This is a genomic window from Anabaena sp. FACHB-595, from assembly GCF_048568275.1.
Lineage (GTDB): Bacteria > Cyanobacteriota > Cyanobacteriia > Cyanobacteriales > Nostocaceae > Trichormus.
In genome coordinates this window covers 3,393,885-3,415,723 of record NZ_CP183473.1, presented here as the reverse complement: position 1 = coordinate 3,415,723, position 21,839 = coordinate 3,393,885, and the positions used below count along the sequence as shown (strand labels likewise).

At 42.2% G+C, this 21,839-nt stretch carries 15 protein-coding genes; 11 read left to right on the top strand and 4 right to left on the bottom strand.

The window, feature by feature from the left end:
• The first annotated feature begins 31 nt into the window (after nt 1–31).
• Nucleotides 32–880: an S-formylglutathione hydrolase gene (fghA, locus tag ACN222_RS14020; protein WP_010996959.1), complete on the top strand. Its 849-nt coding sequence runs from the start codon at nt 32–34 to the stop codon at nt 878–880.
• 238 nt (nt 881–1,118) lie between these two features.
• On the opposite strand, the gene ACN222_RS14015 is transcribed toward fghA, so the two are convergent.
• Nucleotides 1,119–1,535, bottom strand: a complete 417-nt coding sequence (locus ACN222_RS14015) for a hypothetical protein (protein WP_010996958.1) — start codon at nt 1,533–1,535, stop codon at nt 1,119–1,121.
• A gap of 544 nt (nt 1,536–2,079) precedes the next feature.
• Here ACN222_RS14015 and glgP point away from each other — a divergent pair.
• The 3 genes from glgP (at nt 2,080) to ACN222_RS14000 (ending at nt 5,156) form a co-directional block, all read left to right on the top strand.
• Nucleotides 2,080–4,293 (top strand): alpha-glucan family phosphorylase, encoded by a 2,214-nt coding sequence (gene glgP / locus ACN222_RS14010; protein WP_010996957.1) that lies wholly within the window; start codon nt 2,080–2,082, stop codon nt 4,291–4,293.
• Nucleotides 4,294–4,425: 132 nt separating this feature from the next.
• Nucleotides 4,426–4,662, top strand: a complete 237-nt coding sequence (locus ACN222_RS14005) for a UPF0175 family protein (RefSeq protein WP_010996956.1) — start codon at nt 4,426–4,428, stop codon at nt 4,660–4,662.
• Nucleotides 4,663–4,667: 5 nt separating this feature from the next.
• Entirely contained in the window at nt 4,668–5,156 is a 489-nt protein-coding gene (locus tag ACN222_RS14000; RefSeq protein WP_010996955.1) for a DUF3368 domain-containing protein, read from the top strand.
• Nucleotides 5,157–5,198: 42 nt separating this feature from the next.
• Here the strand turns inward: ACN222_RS14000 and nifJ are convergent, their stop codons facing one another.
• Both nifJ and ACN222_RS13990 read right to left on the bottom strand, forming a co-directional pair.
• Complete coding sequence (nifJ, locus tag ACN222_RS13995; protein ID WP_010996954.1) at nt 5,199–8,798, bottom strand: pyruvate:ferredoxin (flavodoxin) oxidoreductase; 3,600 nt, start codon at nt 8,796–8,798, stop codon at nt 5,199–5,201.
• 312 nt (nt 8,799–9,110) lie between these two features.
• Complete coding sequence (locus ACN222_RS13990) at nt 9,111–9,551, bottom strand: YidH family protein (RefSeq protein ID WP_010996953.1); 441 nt, start codon at nt 9,549–9,551, stop codon at nt 9,111–9,113.
• A gap of 483 nt (nt 9,552–10,034) precedes the next feature.
• Between ACN222_RS13990 and ACN222_RS13985 the strand changes: the two genes are divergently transcribed.
• Nucleotides 10,035–10,922, top strand: a complete 888-nt coding sequence (locus tag ACN222_RS13985; RefSeq protein WP_010996952.1) for a spondin domain-containing protein — start codon at nt 10,035–10,037, stop codon at nt 10,920–10,922.
• A 203-nt stretch (nt 10,923–11,125) separates the two neighbouring features.
• Here ACN222_RS13985 and ACN222_RS13980 read toward each other — a convergent pair whose 3' ends face one another.
• Nucleotides 11,126–14,833 carry an NB-ARC domain-containing protein gene (locus ACN222_RS13980; RefSeq protein ID WP_044521506.1) on the bottom strand — a complete coding sequence of 1,236 codons (3,708 nt, stop codon included), beginning with the start codon at nt 14,831–14,833 and terminating at the stop codon, nt 11,126–11,128.
• Between the two features lie 361 nt (nt 14,834–15,194).
• On the opposite strand from ACN222_RS13980, the gene ACN222_RS13975 reads away from it, so the two are divergent.
• The 6 genes from ACN222_RS13975 (at nt 15,195) to ACN222_RS13950 (ending at nt 21,716) form a co-directional block, all read left to right on the top strand.
• Nucleotides 15,195–16,094, top strand: a complete 900-nt coding sequence (locus ACN222_RS13975) for a pyridoxamine 5'-phosphate oxidase family protein (RefSeq protein WP_010996950.1) — start codon at nt 15,195–15,197, stop codon at nt 16,092–16,094.
• Nucleotides 16,095–16,253: 159 nt separating this feature from the next.
• Complete coding sequence (locus tag ACN222_RS13970; RefSeq protein WP_010996949.1) at nt 16,254–16,664, top strand: hypothetical protein; 411 nt, start codon at nt 16,254–16,256, stop codon at nt 16,662–16,664.
• 22 nt (nt 16,665–16,686) lie between these two features.
• Entirely contained in the window at nt 16,687–17,436 is a 750-nt protein-coding gene (locus ACN222_RS13965) for a MinD/ParA family ATP-binding protein (protein WP_010996948.1), read from the top strand.
• A 58-nt stretch (nt 17,437–17,494) separates the two neighbouring features.
• Nucleotides 17,495–18,907, top strand: coding sequence for an AAA-like domain-containing protein (locus ACN222_RS13960; RefSeq protein WP_010996947.1), 1,413 nt, complete (start codon nt 17,495–17,497; stop codon nt 18,905–18,907).
• Between the two features lie 412 nt (nt 18,908–19,319).
• On the top strand, nt 19,320–19,565 hold the full coding sequence (locus ACN222_RS13955) for a DUF4278 domain-containing protein (RefSeq protein WP_044521502.1): 246 nt from the start codon (nt 19,320–19,322) through the stop codon (nt 19,563–19,565).
• A gap of 102 nt (nt 19,566–19,667) precedes the next feature.
• Complete coding sequence (locus tag ACN222_RS13950; RefSeq protein ID WP_419756863.1) at nt 19,668–21,716, top strand: hypothetical protein; 2,049 nt, start codon at nt 19,668–19,670, stop codon at nt 21,714–21,716.
• Nucleotides 21,717–21,839: the final 123 nt, after the last annotated feature.

Here is a 21,839-nt window from a genome sequence, read left to right as displayed (position 1 = left end):
TATACCTACAACAGATGATTTAATTAAGTAGATGAATAATCTCAAACTGATCTCAGAATATCAAAGCTTTGGCGGTAAACTCGGCTTTTATTCTCATCCGTCTTCTACCTGTAACGGGGAAATGCGTTTTGCTGTTTATCAGCCACCGCAAGCAGCCGAAAAACCTCTACCAGTCCTCTATTTTCTTTCTGGTTTGACTTGTACAGAAGAAAATTTTATGGCTAAAGCTGGGGCGCAACGTTACGCGGCTGAGTATGGATTAATTTTGGTTGCGCCAGACACTAGCCCCCGCAATACTGGAATTGCTGGTGAAGATGACGAGTGGGATTTTGGTACAGGTGCGGGTTTTTATGTGGATGCGACGGAAAAACCTTGGCGATCGCACTACCAAATGTATAGTTATATTGTGCAGGAATTACCTGCTTTGATTGCGGCTAATTTCCCTATACAAGCTGAGAAACAAGGGATTTTTGGTCACTCGATGGGTGGACATGGGGCGCTGGTCTGTGCTTTGCGTAATCCCCATATTTTTAAATCTGTGTCGGCTTTTGCACCGATTGTTACACCTATGGGCTGTCCTTGGGGTCAAAAGGCTTTTAGTCGTTATCTCGGAAATAATCAAGCAAGCTGGCTGGCTTATGATGCTAGTGAATTAGTTAAACAGTTGGGATATCACAGCCAAATTCTCATAGACCAAGGTACGTCTGATAAATTTTTAACTGAACAATTATTAACAGATGTATTTGCCCAAGCTTGTCAAGCAGTTAACCAACCGCTTAATTTACGTTATCAAGCAGGCTATGACCACAGTTATTATTTCATTGCTAGTTTTATAGCAGATCATATCCGTCATCATGCAACCTCTTTGGAGCGTAGCTGAGTGCTAATTTCCTACCGTTAAGGAAAGGTTTCGTAGGGTGCATCAGTGGGATAGAACCTAACTATACTTAGAAAGTATTCATACTGACGCACCCTACTGGCTACATTTTGGATATTTCTTTATCTGGAAGTCCCTCAGCAAAATTAACAAGGGCTGTTAACTGTCAACTGTCAACAGCCCTCTAGATGGACTTTACAACTTAAAAGCAGAATCGCCTAATATACTGAAAGCGGAGGGATTAATAACGAAACCAGTTACGATTCCAGTCGTCACGACGGTTATTATCCCAGTCATTACGACGGTTGTTATCCCAGCGACGGTTGTTATCCCAGCGACGGTTGTTATCCCAGCGACGGTCGTTATCCCAGCGACGGTTATTATCCCAACGACGGTTTTTGTCCCAGTCGTTACGGCGATGATTATTCCGATGACGACGGTGATTATCCCGATAGCGACGGTCATTGTCGCGGTCATAGCGGATATTATCCCAGTCATCACGACGGTCGTTATCCCAGTTATGGCGACGATTATCTTGTCTACCTAGCTCAAAAATAGAAAACGCTGGTGTGTTCGCGTCAGCCTTGGGGGAAATAGCCAAAGCTGAAGCGGATGCTATCAAACCAACAAGAAAAACAGAGGTAATGCGATTGATCATATGAGTCTAGAGTTATTGTTTGTAAGTTCTCCAAGCCCAGTCAATTTACACAAAACAGATTCCACATGGCTTTCCATCAAACCTATTAATCTTTACTAGCTGGAAAGGTCTTCTTGGATGCAGAGAATTTTTTTGCCTCTAATACAATTTTGCTAATAAGGTTTTGCCTGGTAACACTATATTGTTATATATTTAAATATTTTTTTACAAAAAAATAAATAAATTAAAATTTAGTGCATAGTATTGATATAAAACAACATCAAAAATTCTAATCAATAATGGTAGTCTCTACAAGATATAAAGAATAAACATCACTAATTTTAGGTAAGTTTTGATGTCAATGAAATCCCCCTAATTCAGGTGCTAGTTAACTACTTGAAACTCAACAGAAATCAACCTGAATGGCGTTGGCTGGGGGTAGATGATGAGTGAAATCGAGAAAAACAAGACGTTTACTAATGCTGTGTTGTCAACCATACAGCAAGAAAGTATTTCTTTGATAACCGCAAGTATCTCACACGTAATTTCCAAAGCGTAGAATTTTATGTCTCAGAGCAGTGCAAATACAGCAGCCTTACATTTAAGTGAAAAGCTACCTTTTTCCCTCAAGCGATTAGCAGATTTAGCTTATAATTATTGGTGGAGTTGGAGTGGCGATCGCCTAGCATTATTCCAAGCCATTGATCCCCAAGAGTGGGAACGCTGTGGACATAACCCAGTGGCAATTTTAGAGTCAGTCAGCTACGAACGCCTCACCCAGTTAGCTGAAGACCCGTTTTATCTCAAGCAAGTTTCTGCCTTGGCGCAGGAGTTTGACCAATATATCAACCAGAAAGATACTTGGGTGAGTCGAGTAGCGCCCCAAGTTTCCCACGAAAACCCCGTTGCTTATTTTTGTGCCGAATTTGGTATTCATGAATCTCTACCAATTTACTCTGGTGGGTTGGGGATTTTGGCTGGGGATCACCTGAAATCATCATCCGATTTGGGTGTACCGTTGGTGGGTATTGGCTTGCTATATCGCCAAGGTTATTTTCGTCAGCGCTTGAGCCGTCAAGGTTGGCAAGAAGATTATTATGTGGATAATTCCTTCCATCGGATGCCCATTGAGTTGATTAAAAATGAGCATGGGGAACCACTAACAATTAAATTGGAGATTCGCCAGCGTCAGGTAACAGTGCAAATCTGGCGCGTGCAAGTAGGAAGGGTAAGTTTATATTTACTCGATAGCGATCGCCATGACAATGATCCCATTGACCGTTGGTTGACAGGACATTTATACGGTGGGAATACAGAAACCCGCATCGCCCAAGAAGTCGTCTTAGGAATTGGCGGTGTGAGAGCGTTGCAAGCCTTGGGGATCAAACCTTCTGTCTATCACCTCAACGAAGGTCATGCCGCTTTCTGTACCTTAGAAATTGCCCGTCTGGAAATCGAACGCACAGGTAAATCCTTCTACGATATTGAAGCCAGTGTGCGGAATAGTTGCGTATTCACCACCCATACACCAGTTCCCGCCGGTCACGATGTCTTCTCACCCGATTTAATTGACTCCTTCTTTGCCCACTACTGGACACAATTACGTCTCTCCCGTGAACAATTCTTAGCTTTAGGCGCACGGCGATTAGGTGACCCCTGGGAACCCTTTGGTATGACTGTGTTAGCCTTGCGAATGTCCCGCGCTTGTAACGGTGTGAGTGAACTACATGGTCAAGTATCCCGCAAGATGTGGACTGTCCTCTATCCCCAAAGGTCGGAGGAGAAAGTACCAATTGGTTACATTACCAATGGTGTACACGCACCCACCTGGACAGCACCTTTATTAGCCGACTTATATAATCAATACTTGGGTGCAGACTGGAGAACCCAAGCCATTGATCCCAAAATGTGGGCAAAAGTGGACGACATCCCCGATGAGGAATTATGGTCACGCCATCTCATCCTCAAAGAAAGATTAGTCGCCTACACCCGTTATAAAGTCAGAAAATCACGGGAACATCGGGGTGAAGACCAAAGACTCATTCAAGCCAGTGATAGTCTACTAGATCCCAAAATCCTCACCATTGGTTTTGCTAGACGCTTCAGCCCTTACAAACGTGGCGACTTAATTTTACGTGATGCAGAACGAGCGTTACGCATTTTCAGCAACGCTGAACGTCCAGTGCAGATAGTGTTTGCCGGCAAAGCCCACCCAGCCGATGAAGAAGGTAAGCGGATTATCCAACGCTTGATGGAATGGTGTCATAATTCAGGCATTATTAACCGTGTCGCCTTTATTGAAGATTACGACATTTACACAGGGCAGAAATTAGTCCAAGGTGTGGATGTGTGGTTAAATAATCCCCGTCGTCCCCTAGAAGCATCGGGAACAAGTGGACAGAAAGTCTGCTTCAACGGTGGGATTAATTGCAGCGTCCTTGATGGTTGGTGGTGTGAAGGTTATCAAGCCGATGCAAATGGTAAAGGCTTAAATGGTTGGGCGATTGGTGAAGATGCTCACACCAGCGACCAAGAATTACAAGACCGCATTGATTCCCAATCCCTGTATAAGTTGCTAGAAGAGGAAATTGTACCTCTATACTACGACCAAGATGCCAACGGGATTCCCCATCGTTGGGTGCAAGTCATGAAAGCATCCATCAAAACCAATGCACCATTATTTAATACAGACAGAATGATTGCTGACTACGTTACACAGGTGTATGTACCAGAAATCTCTACCCGTGTGCAGCCAATTTTAGCTAAGGTTCTGCTGTAGCTAATAATCTAAGTTTCCTGGTTCGGTAAGGGGGTAGTATATCTACCCCTTTTTTTGGTAATTATTGATAAGGATTAATTAAATTATCTAGCCTTTATAATTAAAATAATCTGGATACCTTGGTGAACAAAGATGAGTTTAGTCATTTCTGATGAGATTGTCCAAGCAAGTGGATTATCAGAAAAGGAATTAATTCTCGAACTGATTATCCTATTATTTCAAAAAAAGAACATTAGTCTTGGTAAAGCTTCCCAGTTGGCTCAAGTGCCTTTATTGCAATTTCAACATGAATTGGCAAAGAGAAATATTCCTCTTCATTATGATGAAAGTGACTTAGAAATTGATTTACAAAATTTGGGTATTCTTTAATAATTATGCCTATCGTTAGCAACACTTCACCTATTACTAATCTAGCTGCTATAGGCAAAATTCATTTACTAAAACAACTTTATGGCGGCATTATCATACCATCAGCAGTTTTTCATGAATTAACTCAGTGGGGAGATTCTATACCCGGAGCTAAAGAAGTTAAAACATTGCATTGGATTCAAGTTAACCCAATCACCAACGATGATTTAGTGGTGTCGTTAAGAAATAAATTAGATGAAGGTGAATCTTCTGCTATCGCTTTAGCATTAGAATTAAAGGCTGATTGGTTAATTATAGATGAACAGTTGGGCAGACAAATAGCAATTGAATATAATTTGAAAATTACAGGTATTTTAGGGATTTTGATAGAAGCAAAAAGTCGGGGTTTAATTTTATCAGTTAAACCCGTTTTGGATGATTTAATCAATATAGCAAAATTTTGGGTTAGTCGTTCTCTCTATAATCGTATTTTATCGATTGTTGATGAACAATAATAGGTAATAGATTTGTACCTATTACCTATTACCCATTACCCATTACCTACTTGCCAAATATTGATACATCTGCCAACGTGCATCAACTTCAGCTTGTGCTTGTTCTAGCAGTTGTTTAGCTACTTCTGGTTTACTTTTCGTCAACATCTTGAAGCGATTTTCTTGATACATTGATTGCTCTACTGATTGAGTAGGCGATCGCATATCTAACTGTAAGGGATTTTTGCCCTGTTCTTGCAACAGTGGATTATAACGATACAATAACCAGCGTCCTGATTCTACCAGGGCTTTTTGTTGGTTCATGCCTGTGGTCATGTTGATGCCGTGGGCGATGCAATGGCTGTAGGCAATAATTATAGATGGGCCGTCAAAGGCTTCTGCTTCCAAAAATGCCTTGAGTGTCTGGTCATCTTTTGCACCTAACGCTACACTTGCCACATATACGTTACCGTAATTCATCGCCATTAAACCCATATCTTTCTTTTGTGCAGGCTTACCACTGGCGGCGAATTTAGCGACGGCTGCCTTGGGGGTGGCTTTGGAAGATTGACCGCCGGTGTTAGAATACACTTCTGTATCCATGACCAAAATATTCACGTTGCGACCACTGGCTATCACATGGTCGATACCGCCAAAGTCAATATCATAAGCCCAACCATCACCGCCAATAATCCAGACACTTTTTTTCACTAGGTAATCAGCGAGAGATTTGAGATTTTGGATTTTGGATTTGAGATTGGGGTCAAAGGTGGGAATTTTATCTAACTGTTGCTTTAACAACTCAATCCTTTGGCGTTGTTCCCAAATGTCAGCCTCAGTTTTCTGTGGTGCTTTAAGAATCGAATCTACAAGGTTATCCCCCACTTCCGTGCTGAACTGTTGCAGTAATTCCGCCGCAAATTCTGCTTGCTTATCTAACGACAGACGATAACCAAAACCAAACTCGGCGTTATCTTCAAATAAACTATTAGACCAAGCCGGGCCTCGTCCATCGTTGTTTTTCGTCCAGGGGGTGGTGGGGAGATTTCCGCCGTAAATGGAAGAACAACCAGTGGCGTTGGCAATAACCGAGCGATCGCCAAATAATTGTGTTAATAGTTTTACATAAGGTGTCTCACCACAACCAGCACAAGCACCGGAAAATTCAAATAGAGGTTCTTGCAGTTGTTGTTGGCGAATCTGGTTAAGTTTTAAGTTTCGTCGGTCAGGATTGGGTAAATTCAAGAAGAAATCCCAATTGTCTCTTTCCTGTTCCCGTAAAGGTAGCTGATTTGCCATGTTAATGGCTTTGAGTGATGGCTCGGATTTATTTTTGGCTGGGCAGACATTCACACAAATAGCGCAGCCTGTACAATCTTCTGGAGCGACTTGGATAGTGAATTTTTGGTTAGCAAAGTCTCTGTCTTTAGCATCCACTGACTTAAAAGTAGGTGGTGCATTCTCTAACTCACTTGGCTGATAAACCTTAGCGCGAATTGCCGCATGGGGACAAACCATCACACACTTACTACACTGTACGCAGATATCTGTATCCCACACAGGTATTTCTTGAGCAACGTTGCGCTTCTCCCATTTAGCTGTACCTGTGGGAAATGTCCCATCTGGTGGTAGTGTACTTACAGGTAAGTCATCACCTTGCCACACCATGATTTTTCCCAGAACGTCCCGCACAAACTTGGGGGCGCTGGTGGAGAAGGGACTTTGGTTAGATAGGAGTGCTTCCTCATCTATCCATTTCCCTTTTTCCTCAATGGGAATCTTCACTTCATGTAAATTTTCGAGGGTCTGGTCTACCGCTTGCAAGTTCATGCGGACAACTTCTACCCCTTTCTTACCATAGGTCTTTTCTATCGCTTGTTTTATTTTGGCGATCGCTTGCACTTCTGGCAATACCCCCGCCAAAGCAAAAAAGCACACCTGCATAATGGTGTTAATGCGTCCACCCATCCCACTATCACGGGCGACTTGATTGGCGTTGATGACGTAGAGTTTGAGTTGCTTATCGAGAATTTGCAGCCGGACTTTCAGGGGTAAATTTTCCCAAACAGTAGCCGCATTGTATGGACTATTTAACAAAATAGTCGCCCCATGAGCAGCCGCATTTAAAACTTCGATACGTTCCAAAAATCCCCAGTGATGACAACCAATAAAATTGGCTTGGTCAATCAAGTAAGTAGAACGTATGGGTTGAGAACCGAAGCGCAAGTGAGAAACCGTCATCGAGCCAGATTTTTTGGAGTCGTAAACAAAATAACCTTGGGCGTAATTGTCTGTTCCTTCCCCAATAATCTTAATTGAGTTCTTATTCGCCCCCACTGTCCCATCGGAACCCAAACCATAGAACATCGCCCGGACAACGTTATCCGGTTCCGTGGAAAAGCTAGGGTCATATTCTAGGGATGTATGCGTTACATCATCATTAATCCCGATAGTAAAGTGATTCTTCGGCGTAGCTTGAGCCAAATTATCAAACACAGCCTTCACCATCGCCGGTGTAAATTCCTTCGACGACAACCCATACCTTCCACCAATAATTTTGGGGACTGGGGACTGGGGACTGGGGACTGGGGAATTATTTTTATTTACCCATCCTTCATGAATCGCTGTAACTACATCTTGATACAAAGGCTCCCCCGCGCTTCCTGGTTCCTTAGTGCGGTCGAGGACAGCGATCGCCTGTACACTATGAGGTAAAGCCTGGACAAATCTCTCTACATCCCAGGGGCGAAATAGTCGGACTTTGAGAACGCCTACTTTTTCACCACGGGCGTTGAGATAATCCACTGTTTCATGGACTGTTTCACAACCAGAACCCATGATGATAATTAGGCGATCGGCATCACTCGCGCCGTGGTATTCATATATTTGATAATATCTCCCCGTCCGTTCGCCAAATTTATCCATAATCCCTTGGACAATTGCGGGACAAGCGTTGTAGTAAGGGTTTGCACCTTCACGGGCTTGGAAGAAGACATCAGGATTTTGGGCTGTCCCCCGCAACAAAGGACTATCTGGGGTGAGGGCGCGGGCGCGGTGTGCAAATATTTTATCTTCATTAATGAGCGATCGCACATCATCATCTGCTAAAAGCTCTACTTTCTGTACCTCATGGGAAGTACGGAAGCCATCGAAGAAGTGCAAAAAGGAAACCCGTGTATCTAAAGTTGCCGCATGGGCAATTAAAGCAAAATCGTGACTCTCCTGCACCGAAGCCGAACACAGCATAGCAAACCCAGTACCACGCGCCGCCATCACATCACTATGGTCACCAAAAATTGATAGGGCGTGGGTAGCCAAAGACCGCGCCGCCACGTGAACCACCATACTAGTCAGTTCACCCCCAATTTTGTAGAGATTGGGAATCATCAACAATAGCCCTTGAGATGCTGTGAAAGTCGTACTTAAGGAACCCGTTTGCAAAGCCCCATGCACCGCACCAGCCGCCCCGCCTTCACTCTGCATCTGTACCACACTGGGAACTGTCCCCCAGAGGTTGGGACGACCTTCCGCCATCCAAGCATCAGCCCATTCACCCATTGCTGAAGAGGGGGTGATGGGATAGATAGCAATTACTTCATTTAATTTATAGGCAACACGGGCGACAGCCTCATTCCCGTCAATAGTTGCGAAGGTTTGGCTCATAATCTGATTTTTGTCCTAGTCTCTAAACTGCGAATGGGGAGACAGAAGAATGAGAAGTAGCCAAAGCCAAAAAATTAATACTGATTAAAAATTCTCAATTCGGATGTCATTTGTTGCTTTTATAAAAATGAATATTGATTTGCGGCTAAGGGCTGATTCGACTTTCTGCAAATACTCCATAGATTAGTATCTCATCCGCAATACTTCGTATATATACAATCCATTAGGAATGTACTCTATTGATCAATTAATTATAATGATGGGCTTTGGAGATGATTTTTCTATGGTTGTGGGGTAGAGGTGCGGGAATTGTTAACGCAATTTTTGGGATTGAGGCTGCTTGAAAATAGAAGATGGTCGCGGTATGGATTGCTCCCGTAACAAGAGTAAAGGAATACTTAAAAATCCCAAAATCATCACGACTCCAGTCATGACCCATATTGCTAATCGATTGGGTCGATAGTCGCCTCGCTCTATTTGCCAGAATACCTGATTGTAACGCCATGCAGCTAGAGCGATCGCCAAAATTCCCACAAGCACTAAAGTAATCCCTAAATTCTCTGAGTTGAATAGAGGATTGACAGATGTTTCTCTTTGTGTAATTGCTGTATCAAGCTGACGCAAAAATAACCCAAATCTAGCAATAGCAAACCCAAAACTAATTAAAGCGATAGAAGTGCGTAACCATGCTAAAAAAGTACGTTCATTCGCTTGATGCTCTCGCTGACGGTCTATTTTCGGCAGCTTATTCATAAAGTAATTGGTTTTTAGGCTTATAGAAATACTAATACAAATTTAATATGAAGCTACATATATAGGAATCCGATTTGATTTCTGTTGGCGTAGCCTGCGCTTACACATAAAATTCTCAGTATCTGTAGGGTGGGCATTGCCCACCGGCTCATGGTTTTGGTGGGCAATGCCCAACGCCACTTGCTCCAAGCCGGGAAACCCGTCCAACGCAGTGGCTCCCCTACGTATATTTCAAAAATCAAGTATGAGTCCTATGGCAGATAAAACAAACTAGATAAATTAAAGTAGGAAATAGTATATTGAGCCTCTACCAGGCTAGAAACTGGGAGATTCACAACAATTGAACACTCATGTCATTAACTGCTCCGTTATACAGAAAAGTTAAGATAGCGGTAATTCAGAAACTACATAACTTTTATCAATCGACTGCTGATTGATTAGGCGATATAAAAATGAAGACTCACAATTATTGAGAGCCTAATCATGAAAAATCAGACGAAAAACTGCTGGAAAAATAGAGTACTTACCAGCACCATCTTAGCCATGAGTTCAACATTGATGTTGGCAACATCGGCAACAGCAGCTACTCTGAGAGTCAAGATTGAGAATCTAGCACCCCAAGGGGGTACTTTCTTGACTCCTCTGTGGGTTGGCTTTCACAATGGCAATTTTGATACTTACGATCGCAATGCACCTTTAAACCCTAATTTTCCGGGTACAGAAAGTGTTGTTGAAGATGGTGCAACAGCAGAAATTACAACTCGGTTCGCCAATTTTGGCGCGGGTGACGTTCAAGCTACAATTCTTGGAAATAATGGGATTCCAGGGCCAATTGATCCAGGTGAGACTGCTACATTTGATTTCGATTATCAAGCAGTTCGCAATAGTGGCCGCTTTTTTAGTTATATTTCAATGGTGATTCCCAGTAACGATTTATTCATCGCTAATGGTAATCCTCTGGCTCATCCTATTTTCGATGAAGTAGGTAAATTCATCGGGACTGAATTTTTGGTACTGGGTTCTCAAGTGCTGGACGGTGGTACAGAAGTCAATGATGAATTACCTCAAAATACAGCTTTCTTTGGTCAACAAACCCCTAATACTGGTGTTGATGAAAATGGCGTAGTCCGCCTAGCTTCAGAGTTTGGTGGTTTCTTACCTGCTGGTAGTGGCGGTATTTTAGATGATCCGAGATTTGCGAATGCTAACTTCCTCACCCCAGGCTATCAGGTAGCTCGGATTACTGTAGAAAAGGTTCCCGAACCTGCTGCTAGTGTTGGTTTGCTGGCATTTGCTGGTTTACTGTTGCTAGGACGTGGTTGGCATCGGCAAGTTAAGACTAAATCACTGATGAAAACTGGCGAATTGTAAAAGAGCGTTCGAGATGCGATCGCCTTTAGCAATTATTTTCCTCAATCTAGAAAAATTGAGAAATCAGACTTCTTAAAAAGTTAAGTTTGTCAGGAATAATGATCTCAAAATATGCGCCTAATACACCCTGATCCAGGTTGGGTTAAGCTGCGCTTAATTAAACCTACAATTTTTGAACATTTAAGTCTTGCTGCACTATTTAACTATCTCAAAGCACCAAGAGCTTGTAATGTGAAAATTGTAGCTTTTGTTAACCCTGTGACACCAGTAATATTCATTCCCTCATAAAGCCGTTTCGCCCGCAAAATCTGCAAACATTCACCAGTTTTTACATTCCAAATCCTCACGGTTTGGTCTTGAGAACCACTAGCGACCACTTCCCCATCTGGACTAAAAGCCACAGAAGAAACTAAGTGTGTATGCCCAATGCAGATATGATGACATTTTCCTGTGTTAACATCCCAAATTCTTACGGTTTGGTCATGGGATGCGCTGGCCAGGATTTTTCCATCAGGGCTAAAAGCAATATCAAATACCCAGTTAGTATGTCCAGTCAAGGTTTTGAGGCATTTACCCTGCTGCCAATCCCATATTTTCACTGTTTGGTCGGTGCTGCAAGTGGCAATAATTTCTCCATTGGGGCTAAAGATAGCTGAGTAAACGCGATTACTATGTCCTCGCAATATGCCAACACAACGACCTGTACAACAATCCCATAGTCTCACAGATTGATCAGCACTAGCACTAGCTAAAAGTTGCCCGTCTGGACTCCAAGCCATTCCCAGGATTTTATCGCTATGTTCGCTCAAGGTTTTGAGACATTGACCTGTGCTAATATTCCATAGCTTGACTGTACAGTCAGCGCTACCGGTGGCGATGATTTTACCTTGGGGATGAAACACAACAGCATACACCCAATCTGTATGTTCGAGTAAAATCTGGAAGCATTGACCTGTGCTAATGTTCCACAATCTGACTGAGGAATCTGTACTCGCACTAGCTAGGGTTTGACTGTCTGGACTAAAGGCAATTCCATAAATAAAATCGGTATGCCCTTCTAAGCTGCTGATGTATTTGCCGGTTTGCCAATCCCAGAGTTTAACTGTTTTGTCGTTACTACCACTAGCTAAAATCTGTCTATCAGGACTAAAAGCTACAGGTAATGCCCAATCTGTATTACCGTACCAAGCTTTCAAACATTGACCAGTGCGACAATTCCAGAGCCTCACGCTTTGGTCTAAACTAACACAAGCTAGTGTTTGACCATCTGGGCTAAAGGCGACGGAACAAACTTCATTAGTGTGTCCGTGTAGAGTTTTGATGCAGATATGGGTTTGACAATCCCAGAGTTTAATTGTGCGATCGCCACTACCACTGACTAAAATTTTACTATCAGGACTATAGGCAATAGAATAGACGCTGTTAGTATGTCCGATATAGGTTTTCAGACATTCACCTGTATGATAATTCCAAATTTTAATTGTGCGATCGCCGCTACCACTAGCTAAGGTTTGTCCATCTGCACTAAAGGCTACGGAACGCACCCATCCTGTATGTGATTTTAACGTTCTCAAGCATTTACCTTGAGACACATCCCACAGTTTAATTGTGTGGTCAGCCGCACTACTCGCTAAAGTGTTACCATCTGGACTAAAAGCAACGCAACGCACCCAATCTGTATGTCCTGTCAGCGTTTGCAAGCAAGTACCATCTTGAATATCCCAGAGTTTGATTGTCTTGTCACCGCTTGCACTGGCTAGAGTCTCACCGTCTGGATGAAACGCTACAGAAAATACCTCATGTTCATGCCCAGTTAACGTTTTTATACAAACACCATCGCGGACACTCCAAAGTTTCACATTCTCGTCAGCGCCGCAACTCGCTAATATTTCTCCATCTGGGCTAAACACCACAAAGCGCACCCAATTACTATGTCCTCGACAAATTAGTAATAATTTCCCGCTTTTCACTTCCCATACACGCACATGACAGTCAGTATCGCAGGTTGCTAAAAGTTGACCTTCGGGACTAAAAGCAGCCGATAAAATATTACCTAATGTTTCCGTAAATACACAGCAAGATAAATCTGAGTTAGCAAAATCCACATCATGGAGGTTTACGCCTTGAAGATAAGCTTGCCAAACAGTTAACCCCGAAAAATCATAGCCACTGAGGTCAACTTGTGCATGATGCAGCAAATTAAGAACATTCCCTCCAGCATAGCCCGTTTCTTGGGGCGACTTACCCCGTAGCCTAGAGAGGATGTGAACCAGACAATTACTGATATTTTCCAGACTGCCAAATTCTGTAATTAATTGATTGATTAGAGGCTGAAGAATCAAACTAATTTGACTCTCCCGCACATAATCTTTAGCTTGTGCCTTAATGAGTGCATGAGTAGTAAATAAGGGAGTGCTGAGTGCTGTTAGCGGAAGCGCGGCGTTTAGCTTGTATTGAGTGTGTATTTTCTCTCCCCTGCTCCTCTGCTCCTCTGCACCCCTGCTTCTTACCAGTCCCCATTCCCTCATCTCCTCACACACTTGCTCAATTAAATGATTGCTCACATACTCCATTACTACAGGTTGCTGAGTAAACCCGCCAGCACTTTTTTCAATTAAAGAACGTCTTTGTAGAGAACTTAGAGACTCTAGCAGTTCACGGGGTGGGATATTAGCAACAAAATCGGCTTGTAACTCTGCTAAAGTTACAGGTTCACGATTGATGGCTAACCAGTACATAATCTCTCGTTCCAGAGTTGTGAGACGCTGGAATTGTTGGTCAAGTAAATCCCGAATATCATCAAAAATGAATGTACCTTGCTGAGAAACTTCCAGAAATTGGGAAACATCACCATCAAAAAAGTCGCGGATGGAAGACGCTACAATTTTGAGAGCTAGAGGATTACCGCCATAGCGTGAAATTAAAACTTGCCATTGGTCACAAGAAGCAGCAAATTTACCCTTAACATTAAATAATTCGCGTCCTTCTTGTTCTTGTAACCCTGTCAGTGGTAGAGAACGTACTGGCAAACTATCACCTTCATACTTAGCCAGTCCTTGGGGTTTTTCCCGTGAAGTGAGAATTAAACAACTTTGGTGGGAAGTTTCTGCTATACATTGTAGGAATTGACCGTAACCTTCACATCCAGCACGATAACGACCATTGCGATCGCCTGCTTGTAAAATTGACTCAGCATTATCCAAAATAATTAGACAGCGCGACGAACGTAAATTTTTGAGTAACAGCGAAATTCTCCCCTGTAGATGATTTGATAAATTTGTTTCCTGCTGTCCAGATAAAAATTGAATTAACTCCGCCAAAATATCTTCCACTGGTGGCGCGTTTCGCAAACTACGCCAAATTATGTATTCAGGGGACTGGGAAAGATAAATTTTCTCGCTGTTGATAATTTCCTGCGCTAGTTTTACAGAAAGTGTCGTTTTTCCAATTCCACCCATTCCCAGCAGCGTTATCAAGCGACAATTTTCTTGTGTAACCCATCGCTTCACCGTGTCTAGTTCTTCACTTCGACCATAAAAAATAGATACATCAGGTGCTTCACCCCAATCTGTATGAGGATGGGAAGATGACAAAAATTTTTCTTGTCTGCTTGTTCCTGTGTCTTTTCGTTCCTTGGTGCGTCCTCCCTCCTGCACCTCTTCCCAATTCAACCCCAGTACCTGACAGTAAGCTTTAAAAGCTTCAGCATTAATCGCTTGCTTCCCAGCCAAGAAACGCTTCCATGTTCCTTCTGATATCCCAGCAGCGAGAACACCATTTTCTTGCCAACAAACACCTAAAATTTCACTGGCTAATTCTAGCCATCTAAAATCATCAACAGACCAACCCCTATCACTTCTAGCTTGTTTAATTCTTGCGAGTCCCTGTGGAGAAGCTTTGAGAGTAGCCACGATTTCTCGGTTAATATACCTGCAATTATTTATATATTTACAGAACAGTGACGTTGATTGCAATATCATAAAATTCTGCGATCGCCAAGATCAGTTATCTTTCAACCCATCAATCCAAAACTGATCTTGGAAAATAGAGTTTATATAAAAAATACTAAAGAAATGTATAGGAAATATACGATGTGATTTCTAAGAGGGCATCTATCCCGCCTCAGAATCCATTCCGAGTCTCATAGTACTCCTCTCAAGAGGATTCAATGAGAAATTCCATTCAGTCCACTTCAGTGAACTTTAGCTATTAGACCGGAACTTTGAATTACGTAGCCGTTAGCCTAGCCCTAGACTATGACGAGTTAGTAAAATGTCTTCTTTTCATTCTGGAGAAATTACAGTCCAAACTCAGGCGGGCGTGCGAGAAGAGGCGCAACGTCTATGTCATTTCATCAGTAGCACCATCAAACCACCTGCTGAGGAGTTCCTGCACACACAACAATTAGCAGTTGCTAGTACAGTGGACACAGAAGGTAGAGTCTGGGCATCGTTGTTAACAGAAAACCCTGGTTTTGTAGAAGTATTAAACACACAAACAATACAGATTAATACTATCCCCATACAAACCGATCCTCTACACCAAAACCTAAAAGTCAATAATGATATTGGTCTATTGGTAATTGATTTAGCAAACCGTCGGCGTTTACGTTTAAATGGCAAAGCAGAGGTAAATCAAAAGCATATCAAAGTAGAAATTCAGCAGGTATTTTTTAACTGTCCTAAATACATCCAAATACGTCATATAGAAAAAGCGGTAATTGATGCAATAGAACAACCTGAAGCTTTTACCAGAGATAGTTTAAGTGATACCAATCAACTTTGGATAACCCAAGCAGACACTTTTTTCATCGCTAGTTATCATCCAGAAAGTGGGGCTGATGCTTCCCACCGAGGAGGCTTTCCAGGGTTTATACAAGTTGTGAATAGTAATCAGCTTGTTTTTCCTGATTACTCTGGAAATAATATGTTTCAAACCTTTGGTAACTTAAATGTAAATCCCAAAGCAGGTTTATTATTTATCGACTTTGAAAAAGGGCATACCTTACAAATCACTGGTAAAGCACAGGTAATTTGGGATGTGGCAAGATTAACTGAATTTGCAGGGGCGCAACGTTTAGTAGAGTTTGCTATTGAGCAAGTGTTGGAAAGCTGCAATGCTACTTCCCTACGTTGGCGATTTGGGGAATACTCCCCAGCAAATCCTGGCTAAATTGATTTCCATCTATAAATAATGTCTTTTGTCAAGATCAGTTTTACAAGTACCGCTTTATGACAAAACTGATCTTTCATTATGTCAGGCGATCGCGTCATTCTAAGAAAGTAAAGATCCGCCACTCCCAACGCAGACGTTGATGACATGGAGTAAATCATGCCCCAACATCCCCTTAATATTGGTATCGAAGTAGTTCCAGCAAACGTAATTAACCTCATTGCTTTCAACAATGCAGTAAGGAATAATGCTTCCAGACTAACCCAGAAGCAGTTAAGGAAGAATCAGGTAAAACACAAAGTTAAATTTTACTTACAAGATACCGAAGAGAGTTTAAGGGCAGAAGTTGCAAATTTGCAGCAAAAATTGGCAGTTGTGAAGCAAGAAAAAGCTGAATTAGAAAGCCTATTGCAACAGCAGGAAAAGGAGAAAAAACTCCAACTCCAAGAAATGCAAATAGAGATTGATTTAAACAAACTTGCACATCAAGTAGCAGAAATAACTCAAACAGAATATTTTCAACAATTGCAGATAGAAGTTAAATATCTTCGCAATAGCAAGATATCTTAATCCCAATACGAATTAGTATTCTATGTCTAAAATTATTGCGATTCACTCCTTTCGAGGTGGAACAGGTAAATCTAACTTAACAGCGAATTTAGCAGTCGCAATGGCACTTCAAGAAAAGCGAGTGGCAATTGTAGATACTGATTTACAATCTCCGGGCATTCATGCTCTATTTGGTATTGATAAGACAATTACAGGCAAAACCTTAAATGACTATTTGTGGAATCGTAGTTGTATTGAGGATACCGCCTGTGATGTTACTTCTCATCTAGCAATTTCTCAGGGAACAGTTTTCCTCATACCCTCTAGTATCAATGCTGATGAAATTGCCAAAATTTTGAGCGAAGGATACAACGTTAGTTTACTAAATACTGGCTTTCAAAGATTAATTAAAGAATTAAAATTAGACTACTTATTTATTGATACTCACCCTGGATTAAGCCGAGAAACTTTACTATGTATCGCTATTTCTGACTTGTTAATTATTATCCTGCGTCCAGATCGCCAAGACTTTCAAGGCACGGCAGTAACCGTGAATATTGCTCGTCAACTGCAAGTCCGCGAGATGATGATGGTCATTAATAAGATACCAAATCGCATGAATTTTGCATCACTACAGCAAAAAGTAGAGAAAACTTATAACGTTCCAGTTGCAGGTATATTGCCACTTTCGGAAGATATGGCACAACTGGGCAGTAGTGGCATATTTTGTTTACAATATCCTGACCATCCATTCACTCAAACCCTACAAAAATTAGCAGATAAAGTAAGTTAAGAAATCCGAAGCTATCTATTAATTAAAAAATAAAATAAATTTATAAACATTAAAGAAAATGACGGAAATAATTCAAGAAATAGCAATCACATTTGAAGCAGCTTTGAAAATAGTAGATGCCGCAGTATTTGCCAAAACTAAAAGACATCTGAAAAACATTGAAGTAGCTGTACTACGAGGAGCTTTGCTAGGTCAAAAATATGATAAAATTGCCGAAGAACGTGACTACGCTCCTGAGTACATCAAACATGATGTTGGCCCGAAACTATGGCAGATACTTTCAGCTAGTTTAGGGGAAAAAGTCAGTAAAACTAATTTGATGGCTGTCCTCGCACAACGAGCATCTGAAGAATTAAAAATCGAAAACTCTTCCTCATTAGCCAACTCCCAATCGCCAGTTATTAATCCCCAATCCCTAGAATTAGAATCACCAGTTGGAGTCATAGCATTGGACTCTGCTTTGTATATGGAACGTCCTCCGGTAGAGTCTCGCTGTTATGAGGAAATTACCAGAGATGGGGCGTTGATTCGTATTAAAGCACCCAGTCAAATGGGTAAGACTTCTTTAATGGTAAGAATTTTAGCCCATGCTCAACAACAAAATTCTTCAGTACGTACTGTAGCTTTGAGCTTACAGCGAGCTGAAAGTGCTATTTTTAATGACTTAGATAAATTCTTGCGTTGGTTTTGTGCTGCGATTACTCGTAAGCTTCAGTTACCCCATCGAGTAGAGGATTATTGGAGCGCAACTTTTGGCAGTAAAAGCAACTGCACCGCTTATTTTGAAGATTGTGTGCTACCAGAAATTAATGGTGTTTTGGTCTTAGCTTTAGATCAAGTTGATGAGGTGTTTTTACATCCAGAAATTGCTGATGATTTCTTTACTTTATTGCGTTCTTGGTATGAAGAAGCTGCTTATGGAGATATCGGTAATCCTCTGTGGCAAAATTTGCGTTTGGTAATTGTTCATTCCACAGAAGTATATATTCCTCTAGATATTAATAAATCACCCTTTAATGTGGGTTTAGCAATTGAATTGCAAACATTTACACCTGTGCAGGTATGCAATTTAGCCCAACGTTATGGAATTCATTTATCTGAAAATGAGTTATCAGAATTGATGCAGCTTGTGGCTGGACATCCGTATCTAATACAGCAAGCTTTATATCATTTAGCGCAACAAGACTTGACTTTTAAGCAGTTAATCCAAACCGCAGCTACAGATGCAGGTATTTATAGTAATCACTTGCATCGCCATTTAAGAAGCTTACAAGAACATCCGCAATTAGCAGCAGCCTATGAGGAAGTAATCCGTTCATCAAATCCTGTGGAGTTGGAACAGATTTTAGCATTTAAGTTGCACAGCATGGGGTTAGTCAAGCTGCAAGGAAATCAGGTTATATCCAGTTGTGAGTTATATCGACAGTATTTTGAAGATGCCTTAAGACCAACTGCTACACGTAATATGTAGATACGTGATTAGATTCACTGGCGATCGCTCTCTTCCAAAGTATCCTCTGTCTACCCAGCAATATTTTCTCAACACACGGGCATTTTGCTTGATCGGTGCGGGTGTTCTATCATGTCCTGAAGGTACTTCCTCTTGCTGATAATACAACATAGCAGAGATACCTTTACCTGACACAGTGCGATCATCAAATCCAAAACTCGTCCGTTGAATACCAGGATTATCCCCTACAGGTGCGTCAGATTGTACCCACTGCGCTAGCTAAAAGTTAAGTAAATCGACTCTGTGCTAAATCCTTAACTTTTATACATCGACATTAATTTCTAGAAATCCTATAAATAAATCATTGCTGAAACAAAAAATAAAATGTTGCAGCAAACTAGCAGTTTATTCACTTACAATGAGGCTTAATAAGATGGAAATAAATTATCAATTATTACCCTATAAGTGTGATTATCCTTTATCTAAAATAACAGCAGCAAAAGTATCTTTAAAGTATCGTGGTGCTGATTACAATATTAACTATTCAGTTGTTAATCAAAATGTACCAACACATCAAACTCTAATTTATCGTGGCGCACTTTATATTAAAAACCAAGTTATATCTACAATTTCCCAACCACGGAGAAATTTAAAATATCGTGGTGTAATTTACTCTTAATTTTTCTTAAAATCCACAAATTAAAACTAAATGTAACGCCGCTTCTCCAAAGGTGGTGATATTCCCTATTCTGCCTACATTTATTAATCAAAGGATACTCACATGGCAACTTTTACCGTTACTACACTCAATGATGTTGTTAATCCTAATGATGGGCTGTTGAGCCTACGAGAAGCTGTCACAGCCGCCGAAGCCTTACCAGGAACAGATACGATCGCTATTAATGGCATTGCTCTCTTAAATAGTCCAGTTGTCATCAGACAAGGCAATAGCATTAACTTTCAGGGGAATGGCACTAGTTTTACTGGCTTCAATGGACAGGGGCGCACTTCCCTATTTCTGATTGATAACAGCACTGTTACATTTAATAATTTGCAGATTAACAGGGGTCTTGCTCAAGGAGGCAACGGTAGTCGGGGTGGCGGTGGCGGTTTAGGTGCTGGAGGTGGCCTGTTTCTGAATCCAGGTGCTAATGTCACAGCAGATAATGTTGTGTTTTTTGATAACCGAGCAGTCGGAGGTAATAGTTTTACTGGTCGTGGCGACGGTGGGCGGGGTGGAAATGATTCCTCGGCTGGGAGCAATGGCTTTCCTGGTGGTAGTGGTGGCTTACCAAGTTTCTTTGCCATTGGAGGTATAGTCCCAACTAGTGGGGGTAACGGTGGTGCTGCTGGTCGGATAGTCGGAAGTACAGGCTTGGGAGCTGGTGGCGGTGTGAGTGGTAGCTCAGGAGGCTTTGGTGTTGGTGGCGGTAGTGGCGGCGGCGGAGGTGGCGGTGCTGGCGGTGCTGGTGCTTTCCGAAATGCTACTGGTGGCGGCGGCGGTGGTTTTGGTGGCTATGGTGGTGGCGGTGGTGGCGGCGGCGGCGGTGGTGGTGGCGGCGGTGCTAACGTGTTGGGAGGACAAGCTCGCCCCGGTGGTGCTGGTGGTCTTGGGGGTGCAGCTGGCGCATTTGCTGGGGCTGGACGCGATGGGGCGAATGGAGGTAATGGTCGCTCAACCTTTAACGGCAACAGTCCAGGTAACGGCGGTGTGGGAGGACAAGGCGGCGGTGGTGCAGGTTTAGGAGGTGCAGTCTTTGTCTCTAACAGCGCCACCTTCAACGTCAGGAACAGTTCATTTCTCTTCAATTCTGCTGTTGGTGGTAGTGGCTTTCAAAATGGTCAAGGCCGTGGGGGCGCAATCTTTGTTCAATCAGGTGGTCTATTGCGGGATATGGGTGGAGTGCGTTTCATCCAAAATTCTGCATCAACGGCGAATCCTGATAGCAATATCTATCCAGTTAAAGTCAACCGTGGCGATCGCACTATTGAGGTAGAAGGGTTTCAGGGAGTAGGACGGGGAAGCAATCCCTCGCTGGAAGTGCGGGAAACCTTTGATGAACTCATATTTACAGGAGAGGGTTTAGTTGCCAAAAACTTGCTCCTTACCCAAACTGGTGATGATTTAGTTGTCAGTTTTGAAGGGGTTGATGATACCCAAGTGATTCTCAAGGACTTTGCTTTAGAAAACCTGGATAACTTGCCGATTCCTGGTGGTCAGCATGGTCAGATTGGTAACATCATGTTTGATGGTGATGAAACCCTGCAAGATAGTTTTGATGTCTTTGACGCAGACTCCACGCAAAACAGAATTTGGAATCGCAACACCGTCACCTTCCTGAATGATTTAGATAATCATGTACGTGGCTTTGACAACTCCGATGATGTCATCAACGGTCAAGGTGGTAATGACATTATTGGGGGTTTGAGTGGCGATGATATTTTGCGCGGTGGTGAAGGTAATGATATCCTTTATGCTGGAACAGGTACTGATATTCTCGTAGGTGGGCTAGGAAACGATACCCTGTATTTGGGAAGTGATCGCCACATTGATACAGTAATATATCGTCAAGGTGATGGCAGTGATGTGATCCATCAGTTCCAGCGTGGTGCAGGCGGAGATTTATTGCAATTTGAAGGTATCGAGGCGATCGATGTAGTGGTGCATGGCCGCAATACCTATTTCCATTTAGGTGACGGGGTGACTGGAAATACAGGATTTGGTTCAGGTGAGTTATTAGCCGAGTTACGCGGTGTCGGGGGATTTACCTCAGATAACATCGGGTTAAATCTGGCATCTGGCAATACTGCACAGTTCTTGTTTGCATAAACTACGAATTGCAAAAGTGCGTAGAATAGTGTTTGTATCAATATAAAATTTGCAGACTTACAATAAACTGGGTCGTTGGTATCTCGATGAAGATTACTTGACGGCGGAAAGCTTCTTTTTGCG

What these genes read in the sequence shown, in the direction of transcription:
- fghA (WP_010996959.1), top strand. Translation starts at nt 32, where the DNA reads ATGAATAATCTCAAACTGATCTCAGAATATCAAAGCTTTGGCGGTAAA.
- ACN222_RS14015 (WP_010996958.1), bottom strand. Translation starts at nt 1,535, where the DNA reads ATGATCAATCGCATTACCTCTGTTTTTCTTGTTGGTTTGATAGCATCC.
- glgP (WP_010996957.1), top strand. Translation starts at nt 2,080, where the DNA reads ATGTCTCAGAGCAGTGCAAATACAGCAGCCTTACATTTAAGTGAAAAG.
- ACN222_RS14005 (WP_010996956.1), top strand. Translation starts at nt 4,426, where the DNA reads ATGAGTTTAGTCATTTCTGATGAGATTGTCCAAGCAAGTGGATTATCA.
- ACN222_RS14000 (WP_010996955.1), top strand. Translation starts at nt 4,668, where the DNA reads ATGCCTATCGTTAGCAACACTTCACCTATTACTAATCTAGCTGCTATA.
- nifJ (WP_010996954.1), bottom strand. Translation starts at nt 8,798, where the DNA reads ATGAGCCAAACCTTCGCAACTATTGACGGGAATGAGGCTGTCGCCCGT.
- ACN222_RS13990 (WP_010996953.1), bottom strand. Translation starts at nt 9,551, where the DNA reads ATGAATAAGCTGCCGAAAATAGACCGTCAGCGAGAGCATCAAGCGAAT.
- ACN222_RS13985 (WP_010996952.1), top strand. Translation starts at nt 10,035, where the DNA reads ATGAAAAATCAGACGAAAAACTGCTGGAAAAATAGAGTACTTACCAGC.
- ACN222_RS13975 (WP_010996950.1), top strand. Translation starts at nt 15,195, where the DNA reads ATGTCTTCTTTTCATTCTGGAGAAATTACAGTCCAAACTCAGGCGGGC.
- ACN222_RS13970 (WP_010996949.1), top strand. Translation starts at nt 16,254, where the DNA reads ATGCCCCAACATCCCCTTAATATTGGTATCGAAGTAGTTCCAGCAAAC.
- ACN222_RS13965 (WP_010996948.1), top strand. Translation starts at nt 16,687, where the DNA reads ATGTCTAAAATTATTGCGATTCACTCCTTTCGAGGTGGAACAGGTAAA.
- ACN222_RS13960 (WP_010996947.1), top strand. Translation starts at nt 17,495, where the DNA reads ATGACGGAAATAATTCAAGAAATAGCAATCACATTTGAAGCAGCTTTG.
- ACN222_RS13955 (WP_044521502.1), top strand. Translation starts at nt 19,320, where the DNA reads ATGGAAATAAATTATCAATTATTACCCTATAAGTGTGATTATCCTTTA.
- ACN222_RS13950 (WP_419756863.1), top strand. Translation starts at nt 19,668, where the DNA reads ATGGCAACTTTTACCGTTACTACACTCAATGATGTTGTTAATCCTAAT.